16 protein-coding genes and 1 pseudogene are annotated in these 17,015 nt (G+C 41.7%); 4 read left to right on the forward strand and 13 right to left on the reverse strand.

The window, feature by feature from the left end; genetic code table 11:
* Positions 1-120: 120 nt before the first annotated feature.
* From SB775_RS19175 to SB775_RS19185, 3 genes are all read right to left on the reverse strand, one after another.
* A complete protein-coding gene (locus tag SB775_RS19175) occupies positions 121-402 on the reverse strand; it encodes an alpha/beta hydrolase (protein ID WP_410862795.1) in 282 nt (93 codons plus the stop codon).
* Between the two features lie 110 nt (positions 403-512).
* Entirely contained in the window at positions 513-1,022 is a 510-nt protein-coding gene (locus SB775_RS19180) for a MepB family protein (RefSeq protein WP_125161253.1), read from the reverse strand.
* A 247-nt stretch (positions 1,023-1,269) separates the two neighbouring features.
* On the reverse strand, positions 1,270-2,763 hold the full coding sequence (locus SB775_RS19185) for a peptide MFS transporter (RefSeq protein ID WP_410862797.1): 1,494 nt from the start codon (positions 2,761-2,763) through the stop codon (positions 1,270-1,272).
* Positions 2,764-3,091: 328 nt separating this feature from the next.
* Between SB775_RS19185 and SB775_RS19190 the strand changes: the two genes are divergently transcribed.
* Positions 3,092-3,316, forward strand: coding sequence for a hypothetical protein (locus tag SB775_RS19190; protein WP_089362706.1), 225 nt, complete (start codon positions 3,092-3,094; stop codon positions 3,314-3,316).
* Positions 3,317-3,420: 104 nt separating this feature from the next.
* Here the strand turns inward: SB775_RS19190 and rsiV are convergent, their stop codons facing one another.
* Together rsiV and sigV are read right to left on the reverse strand one after the other, a co-directional pair.
* Complete coding sequence (rsiV, locus tag SB775_RS19195) at positions 3,421-4,290, reverse strand: anti-sigma-V factor RsiV (RefSeq protein ID WP_410862799.1); 870 nt, start codon at positions 4,288-4,290, stop codon at positions 3,421-3,423.
* Positions 4,275-4,790 (reverse strand): RNA polymerase sigma factor SigV, encoded by a 516-nt coding sequence (sigV, locus tag SB775_RS19200; RefSeq protein ID WP_410862800.1) that lies wholly within the window; start codon positions 4,788-4,790, stop codon positions 4,275-4,277. The genes rsiV and sigV overlap by 16 nt, the downstream gene beginning before the upstream one ends.
* A 185-nt stretch (positions 4,791-4,975) precedes the next feature.
* Here sigV and SB775_RS19205 point away from each other — a divergent pair, with 185 nt between their 5' ends.
* Positions 4,976-6,382 (forward strand): polysaccharide deacetylase family protein, encoded by a 1,407-nt coding sequence (locus SB775_RS19205; RefSeq protein ID WP_410862801.1) that lies wholly within the window; start codon positions 4,976-4,978, stop codon positions 6,380-6,382.
* Positions 6,383-6,477: 95 nt separating this feature from the next.
* On the opposite strand, the gene SB775_RS19210 is transcribed toward SB775_RS19205, so the two are convergent.
* A complete protein-coding gene (locus SB775_RS19210) occupies positions 6,478-7,197 on the reverse strand; it encodes a YebC/PmpR family DNA-binding transcriptional regulator (protein WP_089362702.1) in 720 nt (239 codons plus the stop codon).
* 262 nt (positions 7,198-7,459) lie between these two features.
* Between SB775_RS19210 and SB775_RS19215 the strand changes: the two genes are divergently transcribed.
* On the forward strand, positions 7,460-8,176 hold the full coding sequence (locus tag SB775_RS19215; RefSeq protein ID WP_410862803.1) for a DUF4261 domain-containing protein: 717 nt from the start codon (positions 7,460-7,462) through the stop codon (positions 8,174-8,176).
* A 313-nt stretch (positions 8,177-8,489) separates the two neighbouring features.
* Here SB775_RS19215 and eutC read toward each other — a convergent pair.
* The 6 genes and pseudogenes from eutC to SB775_RS19245 all read right to left on the reverse strand — a co-directional run.
* Positions 8,490-9,239, reverse strand: a pseudogene (eutC, locus tag SB775_RS19220) (ethanolamine ammonia-lyase subunit EutC); the annotation flags it as partial.
* Positions 9,240-9,256: 17 nt separating this feature from the next.
* Positions 9,257-10,621: an ethanolamine ammonia-lyase subunit EutB gene (locus SB775_RS19225; protein WP_410862805.1), complete on the reverse strand. Its 1,365-nt coding sequence runs from the start codon at positions 10,619-10,621 to the stop codon at positions 9,257-9,259.
* Positions 10,622-10,639: 18 nt separating this feature from the next.
* Positions 10,640-12,046: an ethanolamine ammonia-lyase reactivating factor EutA gene (locus tag SB775_RS19230; RefSeq protein WP_410862806.1), complete on the reverse strand. Its 1,407-nt coding sequence runs from the start codon at positions 12,044-12,046 to the stop codon at positions 10,640-10,642.
* 18 nt (positions 12,047-12,064) lie between these two features.
* Complete coding sequence (gene eutH, locus SB775_RS19235) at positions 12,065-13,336, reverse strand: ethanolamine utilization protein EutH (RefSeq protein ID WP_410862808.1); 1,272 nt, start codon at positions 13,334-13,336, stop codon at positions 12,065-12,067.
* Between the two features lie 146 nt (positions 13,337-13,482).
* Entirely contained in the window at positions 13,483-14,067 is a 585-nt protein-coding gene (locus tag SB775_RS19240; protein WP_377386397.1) for an ANTAR domain-containing response regulator, read from the reverse strand.
* A 9-nt stretch (positions 14,068-14,076) separates the two neighbouring features.
* Complete coding sequence (locus tag SB775_RS19245) at positions 14,077-15,450, reverse strand: sensor histidine kinase (RefSeq protein ID WP_410862810.1); 1,374 nt, start codon at positions 15,448-15,450, stop codon at positions 14,077-14,079.
* A 623-nt stretch (positions 15,451-16,073) separates the two neighbouring features.
* Here SB775_RS19245 and SB775_RS19250 point away from each other — a divergent pair.
* Complete coding sequence (locus SB775_RS19250; RefSeq protein WP_061465287.1) at positions 16,074-16,193, forward strand: DUF4023 family protein; 120 nt, start codon at positions 16,074-16,076, stop codon at positions 16,191-16,193.
* Between the two features lie 51 nt (positions 16,194-16,244).
* Here SB775_RS19250 and SB775_RS19255 read toward each other — a convergent pair whose 3' ends face one another.
* Positions 16,245-16,940 carry a hypothetical protein gene (locus tag SB775_RS19255; protein ID WP_410862842.1) on the reverse strand — a complete coding sequence of 232 codons (696 nt, stop codon included), beginning with the start codon at positions 16,938-16,940 and terminating at the stop codon, positions 16,245-16,247.
* Positions 16,941-17,015: the final 75 nt, after the last annotated feature.

The following is a 17,015-nucleotide window of genomic DNA, read 5'->3' on the forward strand; positions in this document are numbered from 1 at the left end:
AAAAAGGTAGATTTCCTCAGAATAAACTGAGAAAATCTACCTCTATTGGCCCGGAAGGGACTTTTTCAGTGCCCTCTCAATGGGATGCCCTTTTTTCGCTTGAATTTTAGATGAACTCACCTATTCAAACAAAGGGATTTCCGGCGGCATCCCGGCTTCAGGCAAGAAATAAATGAAAATGGTGAAACAAATGATAAGCACCGAAAAGATGATGGCAATAACCGAAATGCCCAAGAGAAATTTTTTACCTGCTAAATATAAGCTGATCATCAGACTTGCAAACCCAATGATCAAATAAATGCTGGCTCCAACATATGAATTCAACTTTGGGAGAATCCCCGTGATGAAAAGCAGAACGAAAGTCATTTGCAGGGATATGCATATTCCAAGTAAACGTTTCATTCTTACCTCCTGTCTATTTGAAAAGTTGAGTGAGATATTTAAATATAAAACTCACCCCTAACAGCCTCTTCATGAACCATTGATAGCTAAGTGGTTCCTACATGGAAAATTCACATAGAATATAGTTCTAAAATTTTTTGTATGGGTAACTTATTCGCATGACTCAAATCAACAAAAAAAGGTAGTTGCCACTTTTGAGTCGTTATTGCCTGTTTACTAGTTGGATTATCCCAAATAGGATAAATCCTTATTGCCATTTTCCCTTTTACATTTTGCGTTTTAAGGACATTTTGTTTTGCGAGAATTTCTTTCGGGAAAATAAATTGCCCAAAATGGTCATTACTCATTGAGGTATTGATGACCAATAAATCAGGAGAATTTTCATATGCAAAGGGTTGATTTTTATCATTTTCGTCTTTTTCCCAAAACGCAACAAACTGTCCCACTTTATTGGGTGTTATTTTTGCGACTCTAAATCGAACCGATTTTGCATTTAAGTGAAATGTTCCAGCTCCGTATTCGGAATTTTGATATTCTTCTTGAATTGATTTTATAGAAAGATGATTAGGTTCATAAACTATTTTGTTTACATGAGTTAAAGCTCTATAAAATTTATTCATTTCGCTACTCCTATTTACTTTGGAATGAAGCTTCATTGTTTTTTTAAGCATAAACTATGAGGCTGCTAAAACATCATATCAATTTTTTGGTAAAAATGGTATGTAATCAATCTGGCACGGTCGATACTATTACAATGCGAAAAAGCAAGATGCACAAAATCATTGCAATAAAAAAGATGACCCCGTTTAATTCGAGGTCATCTTCATTATATAGTCCATTCCTTTTTTCCTTACTGCTGGCTAAGTGTTAGCGAATGCCTTTCATGTAACCTTGAATCTTTGGTGATAAGGCCATCAGGGCCAGTCCAAGGATTATTGAAGCAACGCCGATCACTCCAAAATAAGCCATTTCGGTTTGAGGAGTGTAGAATCTGACGATTTGTGCGTTTAGTGCTTGTGCTGCTGCACTTGCCAGGAACCACAGGCTCATCGTTTGTGCCGAGAATGCAGCTGGAGCCAATTTTGTAGTTGCTGAAAGTCCAACAGGGGATAAACAAAGTTCTCCAAGCACTACAAGGAAATAGCTAAGTACAAGCCATAGCGGATTGACTAAAGAGTCTGATCCACCGAAATAAACAGGAAGCAGGATCACCAGGAATGATAACCCGGCGAACAGTAGACCTATTGAGAATTTTTGTGGTATGGTCGGCTGGCGCTTTCCTAGTTTAATCCATAACCATGCGAATACTGGTGCAAGGGTAATGATGAACAAAGGGTTCAATGATTGGAACCATGCCGGGTTTAATTGCATTCCAGCAAAATTCAACTGTGTCCGTTTGTCTGCATAACTTGCTAATATAGTTGCACCTTGCTCTTGAATTGCCCAGAACATGACAGCTGCTATGAACAAAGGAATATAGGCCATCAATCGTGAACGTTCAACAGAAGTTGTTTTAGGGCTGCGATACATGAAAATGAAATAAAGGGTCGGAATAAGGATCCCTAGAATACCTACAAGATTAATAAAGGTTTTAATCGTTAAGATACCTTTAGTGGCAGTGATGCCAATGATGGCAGCTAAAATCAATGCAGCTATTCCCAATTTAGTGAATACGGTTTTCTTTTCATTTTGTGATAATGGGTTAGCAGGAAGAGTTCCAGCTAGGCCCAGGTTCTTTTTCTTTGTTGCAACAAAGACAATGAGCCCAATTAACATACCAATTGCCGCCAGCCCAAAACCAAGGTGGAAGCTGTAATTCATTCCGACTGTACCGACAAGAAACGGTGAAAGGAATGCACCCATGTTGATACCCATATAGAATATACTGAAACCGGAATCCCGGCGATCGTCATTTTCCGCGTATATTTCCCCTACAATGCTGGAAACATTCGGTTTTAATAGACCAGTACCCAGAACAATGAGTACCATGGAAACAAAGAACATGGAGAGACTGCCTGGTACAGCAAGGACAATATGCCCGAGCATGATCAAAATACCACCGTAAAATACGGCTTTTGAAGTCCCGAAAATCCTATCGGCAAGCCATCCGCCAATTATACCGGACATATATACTAAAGATCCGTAGATGGATACTAGGGCAAGGGCTGTGTGTTCATCAAGACCTAGTCCCCCTTTAGAAACTTCGTAATACATATAGTAAACAAGAATGGCCTTCATGCCATAATAGGAGAAACGCTCCCAGAACTCAGTGAAGAAAAGGGTGAATAGTCCTTTTGGGTTTCCAAAAAAACCTTTTTGGGGTACACTATCCACAATTTTCTGTTTATTTATCGTTGCCATACCTAGCCCTCCTTTTATTATTGTATGATAACTTTTATTTTCTCTGTTGTAAACAAATATTTATTATATTTAAATAATTGATTTCAAAATAAATAATAATAGCTATTAAACAAAGCAATTCACACTAAAATCCTCCTAAAAAAAACACCCAATCAATTTAGTCTAAAAGGAAGCTTCCATGAATGATATATTGCCCTAACTTTACCCATGTATTACGTTTGAAAACACTTTGGTTACCAGAGGGAAATTGCGAACCTTGAAATAACCCCACCAAAACCGTTATATACACCGTATAATAGAAATAACAAAAAAATGAGGAGGTACAAATATGATAGGGTTAGTAACCGTGGTGATGATTTTTTCCATCCCTATAATCGCCATACTGACAAGCCATTTCGAAAAACAGGCAAAAAACAAACACAAGATGCTACAAGTTGAACTGGAACTTGAAAAACTTAAACATGAAAACTTCCTTATGGAGACGGAAAAAATGAGGCTGGAACTGGATCAGATGAAATTTGATGAAAAAAAAGACGAGCCAAGGTTACTGTAGTCAAGTAACATTGGTTCGTCTTTTTAATGGTTTTTGTGAGTTCCCGTTTTATAAACCCCTCGCCCTTCATAAGTATAATTAACGGACATTACAAATAAGTTCATTTAATGGATATATTGATCACCCACAAGTAATTCTGAAATAACCTTGGTCGGGATGATGAACTCGACGGCCCCCATATACCCTGGCGCAGCTTCATAGCTGTTAAAGGCGATGACTAGCTTGCCATCTTTGTTTATATAAAAGTTTTGGTTTTCATCAATGCCTTTAAATGCAGTAAGATCATCATCTTCGACCCAATATATCTTTTCCGGATCTTCAGCCATCTGCCGCTTCATCTGTTCCTTGATGTTCTTACTGATCACCTGAAGATAACGATCATCTTTAAATAGGCTATTTAACGTTAAAAGCACTTCGTTTTTCTTGTCGACTGTATCGAATTGACTTTCTGTAGAACTGGAAGCAGAAATCGTGTCCGTATAGCGCTGTACGGATAATATCGTTTCATTATCTGTCAATATCTCATATCCGCTTTCCACCGACATATTGCCCTTTTCCCCTTCCTTCAGTTTTGACATGGAGTCCGTGAATTCCTTGTATAGCTGTTTGCTTTCCGATAAGTATTTATCATTCAGGCTATTTTCAAGCTGTTTATTCTCCAGTCCGGAAATTGCAGGTGTTTTGATCACGGCCGAGGAATTATTCACATCCTCTTTCCACTCGACGAAGGTGATCACTTTAATGACCTTATCGACTATCGGAATATCACTCATGGCCTTTGCCACTGCCGGACTGATGTTTACGGAAGCTGTCACTATCAGAAGCGCTGCAGCCGCAGACACCAGGATATTCCTTCCAACCCTTGACTTCTTCCTTGGCTTTTCATTCAAAGCTGCTTGAACGACATCTTTCAATTCTTTAGGGATCGGTGTTTTAAGATACTCTTCCCGCAGATCCTTTAATTTTTTTTCCATCTTTTCGTTTCCTCCCGTTCAGTCATGTTGATCCGCAATAGTTGCAGCGCTTTATATAATCTCGTTTTAATCGTGCTTACATTCTCTTCCAGAACCTCCGCTATCTCTTCCAACTTCAGGTCCTCAAAGAAACGAAGAACGACTACTGTTTTATACTTGACCGAAAGTCCTTCCAGGGCATTTTGTAAATCCAGGTCGGGGTAGTGATCTTCCTCTCCGCTGCGTAAGTATTCTATTGTTTCGTCATCGGCGACTGTCAGCTTCTTTTTCTTTCGCAAAACATCAAGTGACGTTCGGACTATGATCTTATATAACCAGCTATCTATAGAAGCAGCGTCTTTTATTTTGTTGCTGGAGGCAAGTGCTTTTCTTATCGATTCCTGCACGATATCAAGCGCATCCTCTTGATTTTTGACATAGTAAAAAGCAAGTCTGTACAAATTGTCTTGCCGTTCGGTTATCCGGCCCGTTATTAATTGATTCATATCTAGATTTTTCATTGCATGATAGAGCTCCTTACATTTAAATTACGTATCCTAGGTACAAAGGATAGACGTTCGTGCAGCCATAAAAGTTTGAAAATGAACAAGGAAATATTTATAAATAAAAAAATGAAAATTTTTACAAACTTTTAAGGCTTTTGGCGCGTCTATATAGTAGAATGATTATCGAGGTGGAGTGCAACATGAGGAAACTAAATTATAAAAAAGTCTTTATTTTTCTATTTTGTCTAATAGCTGCAGTGGGAACGATGGGGTTAGCCATCAAAAGCCTTGCTTTTGATAAGAAGCGAACCGTTTCCGCCTATACAAACGATAAAAATTACCCGGAAGCTGATATTCAAACGTATTTGAAAGATAATACGAAAGGCGGTTATTCGGCCAGCAGACCCGTTTTGCATATAGAAAATATCGACAAGCAACTAGAAGCTTACATAAAAAAAGAAATTAAAGATTATGAAAAAAGATGGAAAGCATCCGACGGAAAAGCATCCGAGCTGAACCTCACATACACGATCCTTCATTTCAGCAAGCAGACCATTACCATTTCCTTCGATAAATATGAACAAGTGGAAGGAAAGAAGCAGTCCGAATCCCGGATCTTCACTTATGATATTCCATCTCAGCAAAAGCTCTCTATAGAAGACATCTTTGCCACGGATTCTGATTATTTATCCGTTTTATCCGATATTGTTTTTGAAGAGTTAACCGAGAAGGAAGAAGAAGGCATTTCACAGAGTCTTATTAAGAAGGAAAACAAACTGAAGGCGGCCAACTTCGATTCTTTTTCAGTCTTGAAAAATACGCTTGTATTCTACGTTAAGACTGATGATTCAGCTAAGACTCATACAATAGCCATCAAGAAGGAACTTTTTAATGATAGCTTGCTAGATTCATATAAAAGTAAAGAATTGAATGAGGATCGTGTAAAGGAATGGCAGCCGAAACATATCGTCGCTAAACTGCCCGTGCAAAATGAATGGATTGACCCATCAAAAAAGGTCATTGCCTTGACGTTCGATGACGGGCCACATCCAATTTATACCATGTCCATTCTTGAAGACCTGAACAAGTATGATGCACACGCGACCTTCTTTGTGCTTGGAAGCCGCGTACAGCACTATCCGGAAGTTCTGCAAAAAATGCTTGAACAAGGAAATGAGATCGGCAACCATTCATGGGATCATCCGCAGCTGACTCGCTTAAGCAAGAACAAAATCAAGAGTCAAATCGAACAGACCCAAGACGCTGTAGAAAAAGCTACAGGTTCTGAGCCAAGTCTCGTCCGTCCCCCATATGGAGCGATTAACGATAATGTGCGTGAATACATGGAGGATATGGAAGTCACACTCTGGGATGTCGATCCCGAAGATTGGAAAGACCGCAATGAAAAGAAAATCGTGAGCAATGTGATGAGTAAAGCCAAAGACGGCGGAGTCATATTAATGCATGATATCTATCAAACTAGCGCCGAAGCTGCAGGAAAAATCATCAAACAACTGCATGACAAAGGATATCAGCTGGTCACTATTTCGGAAATGGAAAGGGTAAAGAAAGACCGTGAACTTTCCGGAATCGTCATAAGTGAATAATCAAAAGGAAAGAGCCTGTTTCATCAAAACAGGCTCTTTTGCATTAGATAAAATAAGCAGGCCTTTGATCATATAGCAAAGGTCTGCCCGTTTTTTCATTCACCAAGATCTACATTATGATAAACTTGTTGCACATCTTCCAAATCTTCCAATGCATCAATCATCTTTTCGAATTGTACCTGTGCATCTTCTGGAAGGGTTAGGTCATTTTGTGCAAGCATCGTTAGCTCTGCCACTGTAAAATCGGTGATTCCCGCATCCTTGAATGCTTGTTGCACAGCATGGAATTGTTCAGGTTCAGCATAAACGATGACCGCTTCTTCTTCTTCAATGATGTCACGTACGTCAACATCCGCTTCCATTAACAGTTCAAGCACATCATCAGCCGTTTTACCTTCAATCCCGATGACAGCCGTTGCATCGAACATATAAGCAACAGAACCGCTGACACCCATATTCCCGCCATTTTTCCCGAATGCGGCACGTACATCAGATGCCGTCCGGTTCACATTGTTTGTCAATGCATCCACGATGACCATTGATCCATTTGGACCGAATCCTTCATAACGAAGTTCGTCATAGCTTTCTTCCGAACCGCCTTTGGCCTTTTCAATCGCACGGTCAATGATCGCTCTGGGAACATTGTACGTTTTCGCACGCTCAAGTACGACCCTTAACGCCTGGTTGGATTCCGGATCTGGTTCACCTTGTTTCGCCACTACATATATTTCCCGTCCGAACTTAGCATAAATCCGACTTGTATTTGCATCTTTTGACGCTTTTTTTTCTTTAATGTTATTCCACTTACGACCCATTATATTCCACTCTCTTTCATCATTGAATATACCGATTAGATTATTAAGATACTGCCCTACGAGAAAACCCTTTACGGGAATTCCTTTGAAGATAGGCTATACGTTTACTAGATTATATTATACATCAATTGTATAAGTTTGAAAAAGTCCTGTACATCCCTCACTCGCATTAACTCGGCGGGTTGGCGCTATATATTATAAAATGCTATGGTGAACATCAAGAGTGGTATAGTATGAATGGATCGGAAAGGAGAGATGATTCATGACGGAAAACCAAATCATCATCGGGATACCCGGAAAGTGGAAGGAACGGGCAGAATTGATTCAAACGGTCGCTTCCCAAAGCGAAGGGTACCTGTTAGCAGGGAATATTTTTCATAACAAGGATAAGAACATAACTTTTCAGGCAGAAATCCAGGATTATGAACCCACTTTAAAAGAGACCTTTTCTTACGCCAGTAAAGATGCCTTTTCAGAGAGATTATTAGCGGAAATCAATGAACATACCTTTACCGTTTATATAATAGCCGATACCGGAAATGTTACGGACTTGATCGATGCTGGGGCAGCAATCCTTAGGGCAGGCGGAATGGCAGTGAAAATAGAAACAGCTGGCATTGCCCATTCAAAGGAAGATTGGCAAAAGCTTCATCAAAGCCCCGATATTCTCTCGGTATATGCCCATTTTGCCACGATCATCGGAGAGGAAGATTATTATTGTTCATTCGGAATGAAAGCCTTTGGGCTTCCAGATGCCGTGACACTTAACACAATGAGTCCGAAAGAGGCGGCATCTTTACTTAACACATTTAATTATTACAATCTAGGTGAACGGCCTCTCTTTACAACTGGCGAAACCTTTAGCATACAACAAGATGCCCCCGACTTTATATTGACGGGCCTTCAGGACTTTAGATATGAAGAAGACCATCCCTTCTACAACCCGTTTGGATTGTGGAATTTAGGGACAAGTAAATAGAGGAACGATTCGCGCCTCCCAGACTTTAGACAAATTCGAACTGCCCCGTAAATGATAGACACAAAACTAACATTTACGGGGTGTTTTTTATTTCAAAAACGTTCCGATTGATTTCAGAAAATCCGCTCCCTTTCCGCCGACTGTCTGCCAAGCCTCCTCGGCAGGTGTGTCGCAATTTTCTTCCACCAATAACGGATTCATAAAACAATAAAAAAACATATAAAGCGAGTGCCTGGAGAGGAAATCAACGACCTAGTCTTAATGATCGTCAGGAAAGAGACCATCCGAACTTCCTTTTTTAGACACTAGGGGTTCAACCGAGTTTTTCACTCTTTTCTTCTTCATGTTCTTTCTTCACGAGTGTCATGCCGCTCGCTTGGTATTTAAGGATCTTTTGAATGACCGTGCCAAGATGTGCACCCGCTTCAACTGGCGGGATCCCGCCTTTATGGATGTTGGAAATGACCATCCTCTCTGCTTCAATTATGCCCAAACAAGGTTTATAGCAAATATAAGCGCTTAATGATTCAGCACTGACAAGACCGGGCCGTTCGCCGATCAACAGGACAATGACCTCAGGCCTAAGGATTTCTCCAATATCATCCATCACGGCAACCCGGCCCTTTTCAATATAGAACGGTGTACCTGCATCCAATTTTGCCGCTGCCAAAGATTGTCTGAAAGATAAATAGACGTCCTCCACATTCTCTTCGATCGCCTTGGCACTTAAGCCATCGGAAATGATGATTTGAACCGTTGGGGCCTTTATGCATTTTGCTTCGATCATTCGCTTTGCTTCGTCCGACAGCTTCCTGCCATAATCCGGACGCCGTAAATAGACCTCCTTATCATCGGCCTTCGTTTTCACCTTGAATAAATCCATGCGTTTCAATAGAGTTTCACTGACTTCACCATATACAGCATCAACGGCCGCCGCATGGTCAAAGCGGAATTTCAGCCAGGAATCCGTTTTAGGACGTGTCCCCGATCTGCCTATCCCTATCCGGGCAGGGGTTTTCGCTATCAAGGCATCCAATTCTTCTTTATTATTCGGATCTTTCATTCTCATATCATCCACTCCTAATGGTTAAAAATAGTTGGATCACCGGCACGCTTCGTTAACTTGCCGTTTTCCAGAATCCCCATCTTCTCCAGCCAAGCTTCATATAATGGGGCTGGCCGCTTATCCATCGTTTGTCTCAATGTCGCTATATCGTGATAACTCAAAGACTGATAGTTTAACATGCAGTCATCCCCCATCGGAGTTGCGATGATGAAATTCACACCAGCCGCCGTTAAAAGTACACCCAGGTCCTCGATATCATTCTGATCCGCCTTCATATGATTCGTATAGCAAATATCCACTCCCATCGGCAGACCATGCATTTTTCCCATGAAATGATCTTCCAACCCGGCGCGGATGACCTGCTTGCTGTTATATAGATATTCAGGTCCGATGAATCCGACGACCGTATTGACAATGTACGGATCAAAATAGCGGGCAAATCCATAGTTTCTGGCTTCAAGCGTCACCTGATCGATTCCGAAATGCGCTTCCGCCGATAACTCCGAGCCTTGCCCCGTTTCAAAATAAAGATGCTGCGGACCTGTGCCGGTCCCATGAGCCTTTGCCACCTCGTTGGCTTCTTCGAGCAATTGAACGTCAATTCCAAAAGAACGATTGGCCGCTTCCGTTCCGGCTATGCTTTGAAAGATCATATCAGCAGGTGCACCCTGCTGTACGGCCTTCATTTGAGTGGTCACATGCGCAAGTACACAATTTTGGGTCGGGATATTCCACTTCTGGATTACGTCCTGTGTCGCATGAAGCAGCCGCTTTACGCTTTCGACTGAATCATCAACAGGGTTGATTCCAATGAGGGCATCCCCGATTCCATAGGAGAGACCTTCTTTCAAAGATGCGAGCATGCCATCCACATTGTCAGTCGGGTGGTTAGGCTGAAGGCGCGAAGCAAGCGTTCCCTTGTATCCAATCGTACTATTATTCTTTGTGAGCACTTCGATTTTATTGGCAGCATGGATAAGGTCAAGGTTCGACATGATCTTGGCTGCCGCAGCAATCATTTCACTATTCAGCCCCCTGCTTATTCGCTTTAAATCGTCACCTGTCGTTTCGTCACTCAAAATATATTCACGAAGCTCGGCAACGCTCCAATTCTTCACAGATTGATAGATGGTTCCATTGATGAGACCATCTATGATCCGTGACACTTCATCCTCTTCCGGGGAGAGTAAGGGATAATTCCTAATGTCCGCCAAAGTCAATTCGCTAAGCACAGCTTTCGCCGCAATCCGTTCTTGGACAGAATCCGCCGCAATTCCCGCAAGCCTATCTCCTGATTTCTCTTCATTCGCTTTGGCCAAGACTTCTTTCAACGATTTGAATTGATGGATTTCCCCAAAGTATTGAGCAGATAATTTCATCGTATAATCCTCCGTTTCTTAGTTGTGGAAGGTCAGTGTTTTTACGACAACCGGAACGACCCCTGTCCGCAGCAGCCTTCCTATATCTAAATAATCCCCATGTTCCACTTGTGTCTGATCAATGCAGATGACCGGCAAATCTGGTCGGTTCGCTAGAAATGTTTGACCAAGCACCTTCCCATAATCACTGTCCATCACAATTATCAGAGGTTGCTGCTGATTCGGCTTTTGCATCAAAGCCTCGGTAAATTCGGCTGCGAGCTGCTGTATGTCCCGAAAAGATAGATAAGGTAAATTCGTTAAATAAAAGGCAAAATTCAGTCCTTCCTTTAGTGGATCGTATATCGTTATCGCATCCTGAACCGATTGTGCCATTGTCCCTGTTCCATCATCCAGCACGCCTTGAAAGTCGATGCGGTAGACTGGGATATTACGGACTGGCAGATGAGAATCATTCACCTCGATGGTAGCACCGCTGATTTCAGTTGTATGCGTGCCTGCTCCTAGAACAGTCGCCCGAACCGTTTCAACGGGCTGTTCCCACTCCCATGCAGCCAATACTTCATTTTCCTTTATAGAGGTTGCAAGCATCATGCCGATATCCTGAAAGCTTTTTTCTTCCCGTTCTTCATGATAGATGCAATCACTGACACCTCCCGAGAACATCAACACATCTATTCGTCCTGTCCAAGATGGCTCCTTCCCCACTAATAGAAGTTCATCTTCTTTTGTGAATGAACCAGCCAAAAACCTCGAAAGCACCTTAGACATTTCATTTGCGATGATTACCCCATCAACATTCAAAGGTGAATGCCCTTTTGATTTCAGCCATTTTCCTATTGAGGGAGCAACCTTCACCTTCGCTCCCTCCCATTCCACCAAACGGCCTCCTATATGCAGTGTGCAAGTTCCGCAAAGCATACCAGAACGGTATACGGCAATATTCGCCGTTCCCCCGCCAATATCTATATTCGCTATAGTCTTTCCTGTCTCGATCGAATGTTGATAGGCACCAGATCCCTTTGCGGCAATGATTCCCTCCAAATCCGGCCCAGCTGCCGCTACAAGGAATTCCCCTGCCGCTTTGGATAACCGGTATACCATTTCTTCTGCATTTTGTTTGGTTGCCGTTTCACCTGTGATGATGACGGCCCCTGTTTGTATGTTTTCCATCGTGATCCCGGCTTGATGGTATTCACTTTCCACCATACTTTGAACAGCAGGTATATCAATAACCGTATCGGATAAAAGCGGGGTCTTGAAAATGGGACTTCGATACAGAATTTTCTTATCTGTAATTTCTATTTTTGGCACCTGTCCCCCACCCGCCACATTCCTAAGCGAAAGCTCGCTGATAACAAGTTTCGTCGTACTAGTGCCAATATCGATTCCTGCACTGATGATTCGTTCCGTCTGTTCATTCATTAAATTCACACCTCAGTTTTACACCACTTGGATTTCATCGCTATCTTCTTCCTGGTTATTCGTTTTATATTCATTTATGCCGATGACTCCCGCTGCACGATCTTTTCCCTCCAATTCCAAAGCTTTCGGAACGGACAGCCAGTAAGCAAGACCGATTCCAATACCGCCGGCAGATAGCTTGCCTACTATGACGGGTAAAATTAAGGATGGCTGAAAGTTGGCTGTGAAAGATAAATGATCGCCTAATAGGAAAGCTGCACACACAGCGAAGGAAATGTTTATGACCTTATCCTTCGGAGGCATATCTTTAACAAGTTTGAACATCGCCAATATATTGGCTACCGTGGCTAAAATCCCTGCACTCCCCGCTTTGCTCAATCCGATTTTCCCGCCCATCACTTCAAGCGGCCTGCCTGCATATTTTTGAATCAAGTAAATCATTGGAAAAGCGCCTGCCAGCATAATCCCGATATACCCTGCCGTTTCCAGGGCACGGAACTGGTCCGCCTTATCAGCCATGATGGGATGGAACCCCCAAGCACCAAATACATTGGAAAACAGTCCGGTGAAAATCTCCACGATTGAAAATACGAGTACAAGTTTAATCGCGGCATCCAATATTTTCCCAAACCACATGAACCCTTTGATCATCAAATCCGGCAGGAAATAAAGACCTAACGCAAGCAGCACCACAAAAATAAGAAGTGGAGAAAGATTCAAGGCAATTTTTAAATAGCTCAACGCGAATTCGTGTGTAGAATTCGCATTCGTGGAAATCACTTCGCGAATTTTCGAATTCGTTGCCACCACTAGCACGCTTGAGATAAAGGCGCCAATGGGAATCGTCAGGATCCCTGACATGACACCAAGTGCCATGTATTTATGATCACGCTTCTCTAGCATGGCAAGCCCCATTGGAATCGAGAATACAATCGTTGCTCCAGACATGAATCCGACAATCATCGCCATGATCCAGCCTTCATATGATTCCTGCAGCTCGGCCGCCAATTGATAGCCGCCCATATCCGTTGCCAAAATCGTTGTTGCAGCGAGTGCGGGATCTGCACCGATCGCTGCGAAGATCGGACCGCATACTGTATTGATGAACCATGATAAATAGGGGATAGAGGCCATGATTCCAGCTGCCGGGATAAATATATGGCCAACCGTATGCAAACCTTCCATGAACTGTTTGCCCAAGCCTTGCTCACTGTCTTTAATCGATGCCATTGCACCGACAACGGCACACACCATAATGATATAAATAACGAATTTACCTACCATCTCCATACATATTCCCCCTGAATTACGATTTGATTTGGCCTATCGACTTTAAAAAAGGGTATAAAAAAAGACGCCTCTTATAGCCCAAACTTTGGTTATTTCAGTAGAATTGCCTACCTACAACCAATTTGGTCCATCAAAGCGCCATTGCTTCATCTATTTACTTGTTTTTGATCCTTTGTAACGATTAGGCGTGCCACTGTCTCCATGGAAAGCTGCTTATCCATGCTTAGCTTTCTCAGTTTTTTGTAAGCGGTTTCTTCCGATACATTCTTCATTTTCATGATAATTCCTTTTGCCTTTTCAATGACTTTACGATTTGTGAGCGTTTCATCCAATTGGGCATTTCGTTCCTGATACTTTTTTGCATTGGCTGCTTGCAGTAAAGCTATCTCCACTGCGGGAATCAAATCCGCCTCCGTTATTGGCTTTACAAGATATCCTACGATATTTGCCCGTTTCGCCTCGTCGATATATTCACGCTGGCTAAATGCAGTTAAAAGCAGGACCGGTATCTGAAAGGTATTGGAAATCACCTCGCTAGCCTTAAGCCCATTCATTTTAGGCATTTTTATGTCCATCAAAACGAGATCCGGCTGCAGGGCATGTGCCAATTCAATCGCCTTCTCGCCGTCACGTGCATGTCCAACCACATCGAAGCCTGCATCCTTGAGCATAATCGTTATATCAAGGAGAACGATCGATTCATCTTCCACGACCAAAATCCTCTTGACCACGTCTCCCACCTACCTCTTGTATGGAAATCTTACAGAAGCCAGGGTACCACCTTTAATCTGGCGAATAGAAAACTCCCCTTCCAAATCATTTTCCACTGTCATACGGATGATATCCAGCCCCAATGAAGGTTTCACTGCCGGCGAATATCCGATGCCATCATCCTTAACTTGAATCTCCAATTCAGGACCATCCTTGTGAAAGCATACAGTAATCTTCCCATCCGTCCCTTCCATGAAAGCATGCTTCACACAATTATGAATGAGCTCATTCACCACCAGCGCGACGGAAATGCCGATGTCGGAATCAATGGAATGAAGCTCCCCCGAATATTCAATGCTTATGACATTACGGGCATGATCCTCCGTACAAACAATCATATCTCCTATTTTCTTAATGAGCTCCAATAAATCCACGTGGTCGACATGGCTGCTTGCCAAAATGATTTCATAAACCGACGATATGCTTAACACCCGGTTCAAACTGACCAATAAATGGGGCTTGCTTTCTTCAGGGGCCCCTATCCTCATTTGCAGCCGAAGTAAACTGGCAACAGTCTGCAAATTATTCTTCACCCTATGATGAATTTCACGAATGGCTACTGACTTGCTAATCAGCTCTCTCTCTTTATCCCGCAGTTCAGTCAGATCCCGGATGATGATGAACGTTTCATTGGCATTCTTGTTACCTAAATGGAACTTCCTTATTTGGAAAATCTTTTTACCAATGTTCAGTTCCATCATTAAAATCTCTTCCTTTGAAGCAAGAACATCGGCAAAGCCTGGAAAATAATTTAAAATGGAGTCCCCTAACACACAGTCGGTCAAACATATTTCCGTTACTAAATTAATGGCGGCGGGATTCGTATAGACAAGTCGGTTCTGGCTATTAATCAGGAAAATGGACTCTTCGATAAATTCGGGAACTAAGGAATTTTGTTGATCTTGCCTTCCAAACTGATTAAACGTTTCAGGTTCTTCTTGAATCACCTTCTCCATGATCAAAACGGCTATGACCCGATTGCATTCCCCCTTGACCGGAACGACACTTTGCTCCACCATCGCTCCCTCTTGAGTCAATGCGCGATTCACGAACATGTCCTTTCCGGTCCGCAATACATAAAATACTGCCGGCTCAAAAGCCTCATAGGCAAATTTCCCGACAACCGGATGATCATAAACCGATTTTACGGAATGTGCGCTTGCCTCTGCCACGACGATGGCATGCTTTCCTTCAAGCACCGGACAATCAATAAAGACATTCGCTTTATTCAAATTGGCTATCAACGATAAATTCGCAGACAAGTTTTCAAGAGTTTGAATATCCTTGTCCAGTAAGTGAGTATGCATCTCACATAATTCTCGGACAGCAGTTGTCCGTTCCATAGGCAAAACCCCAATAAACGTTTATTCATGGATATTATTATTGATTATTATAGTTACCGCCCCTATTTTTGTCAATATTCGAAATATTCAAATGTTATGTATCCTAACATTAGATAACGATATTTAAATAGTATTCAATTTCATGGCCACCATTGCATTAGCAGGAGTCTCCTGGCAAAAATGGATCCACTTTTATCTGCGCTTGTTTTTTATCCGGTTCCTCTTATCTGGCGCTTTCTTATCATCGCTCAAACAATTCAATGGAATGGTCAAATTCAAATGAAAGAAATACTAGAGCAACTTTCATCATTACGTTGCTTTAATTGAATAAATTAAACGCCAGTTACCCTACTCACCTGACCCGTAACCCATTGGGTTTGTTTACTCACTAAAAATGAAACCACATTGGCAATGTCATTCGTTTCAACTAAACATCCGGAGGCATTCATTTTTTTCATCCCTTCAATTTACGGCCCTACATAAACAACTCTGTGTTAACCGGTCCTGGAGCAGTTGCATTGATCGAAGCCTTGTTGATAAGCGAAGAATGTCCCCTTCCATACTCATGAATTTCACCTCTTTTGGTTATAGTAAAGAAGAAAATAACGGAGGAGGTCCATTCCATGAAAAGTTCAAAGGAATTTGTTGAGAGCATTCAAGAGCAGCAAAAAAAGGAAGAAGGCAATTTTCGCCGCCAAGGTAACGGCAACCCCGCGCAGAAATTACCGAATAAAAAACATTAATGAAGCCCATCACCAAAAAATCCCCGCCTTATATTAAGGCAGGGATTTTTTTCATTCCGGTGTACTTTTTTTCTTCTTCATCACTTCGATTTCTTTTGAAAATGTGTCTTCTATCTCCTTTTTATTTCCATATAAAAAGAGATTATCCCCTAATTTAATTTTATACTCATATAACTCTTTCCTGATTTTCACTTCTCCGCTTTCAATAAATAAAATATTGATGTCCGCACCATGTGGTATGACATCAAACACTTTGACATCAATGAATTCGGATTCCTCATAAATATCAATCTCCATGACCACGTCTTCATCTTCCAAAAATAGGACCTCTTCTATCGGATGTTCCCATAATTCATAATGATTGTACATCTCACTGCGCATCTTATTCGATATTCTATTATTCAGGAACGGAGTTTTCACAAAAATGGCTAAAACCACCAATATTCCAATAATGATGCTTAACTCCATCAAACGAAGGTCATCTGTAAGCAATGTACTAATCGATGAAATGATAACAGCAAGTGAGAAGGCACCAAATAAAATTAAAAACATGCTTATTTTCCTTCGAACGGGATGATCAATAATGGATTTTGACTCGTCAGTTGTAAAACCGGTACCTGTAAGCATGGAGATAACCTGAAATCTGGCTACAGTACTTTTTAATCCAGTCAATTTCAACAAGGTAACCGATATTTCAATAACAAGAACAATAATTATAAAATAAAGTAGCATAAACACTAAATTCATCAAAATGATCACTTCCTCATCTATGGTTTACCCCAATCCCGTCAAAGAAATCATTCACTTACTGCGAAGAACCGG

The organism is Peribacillus sp. SIMBA_075 (assembly GCF_046534585.1).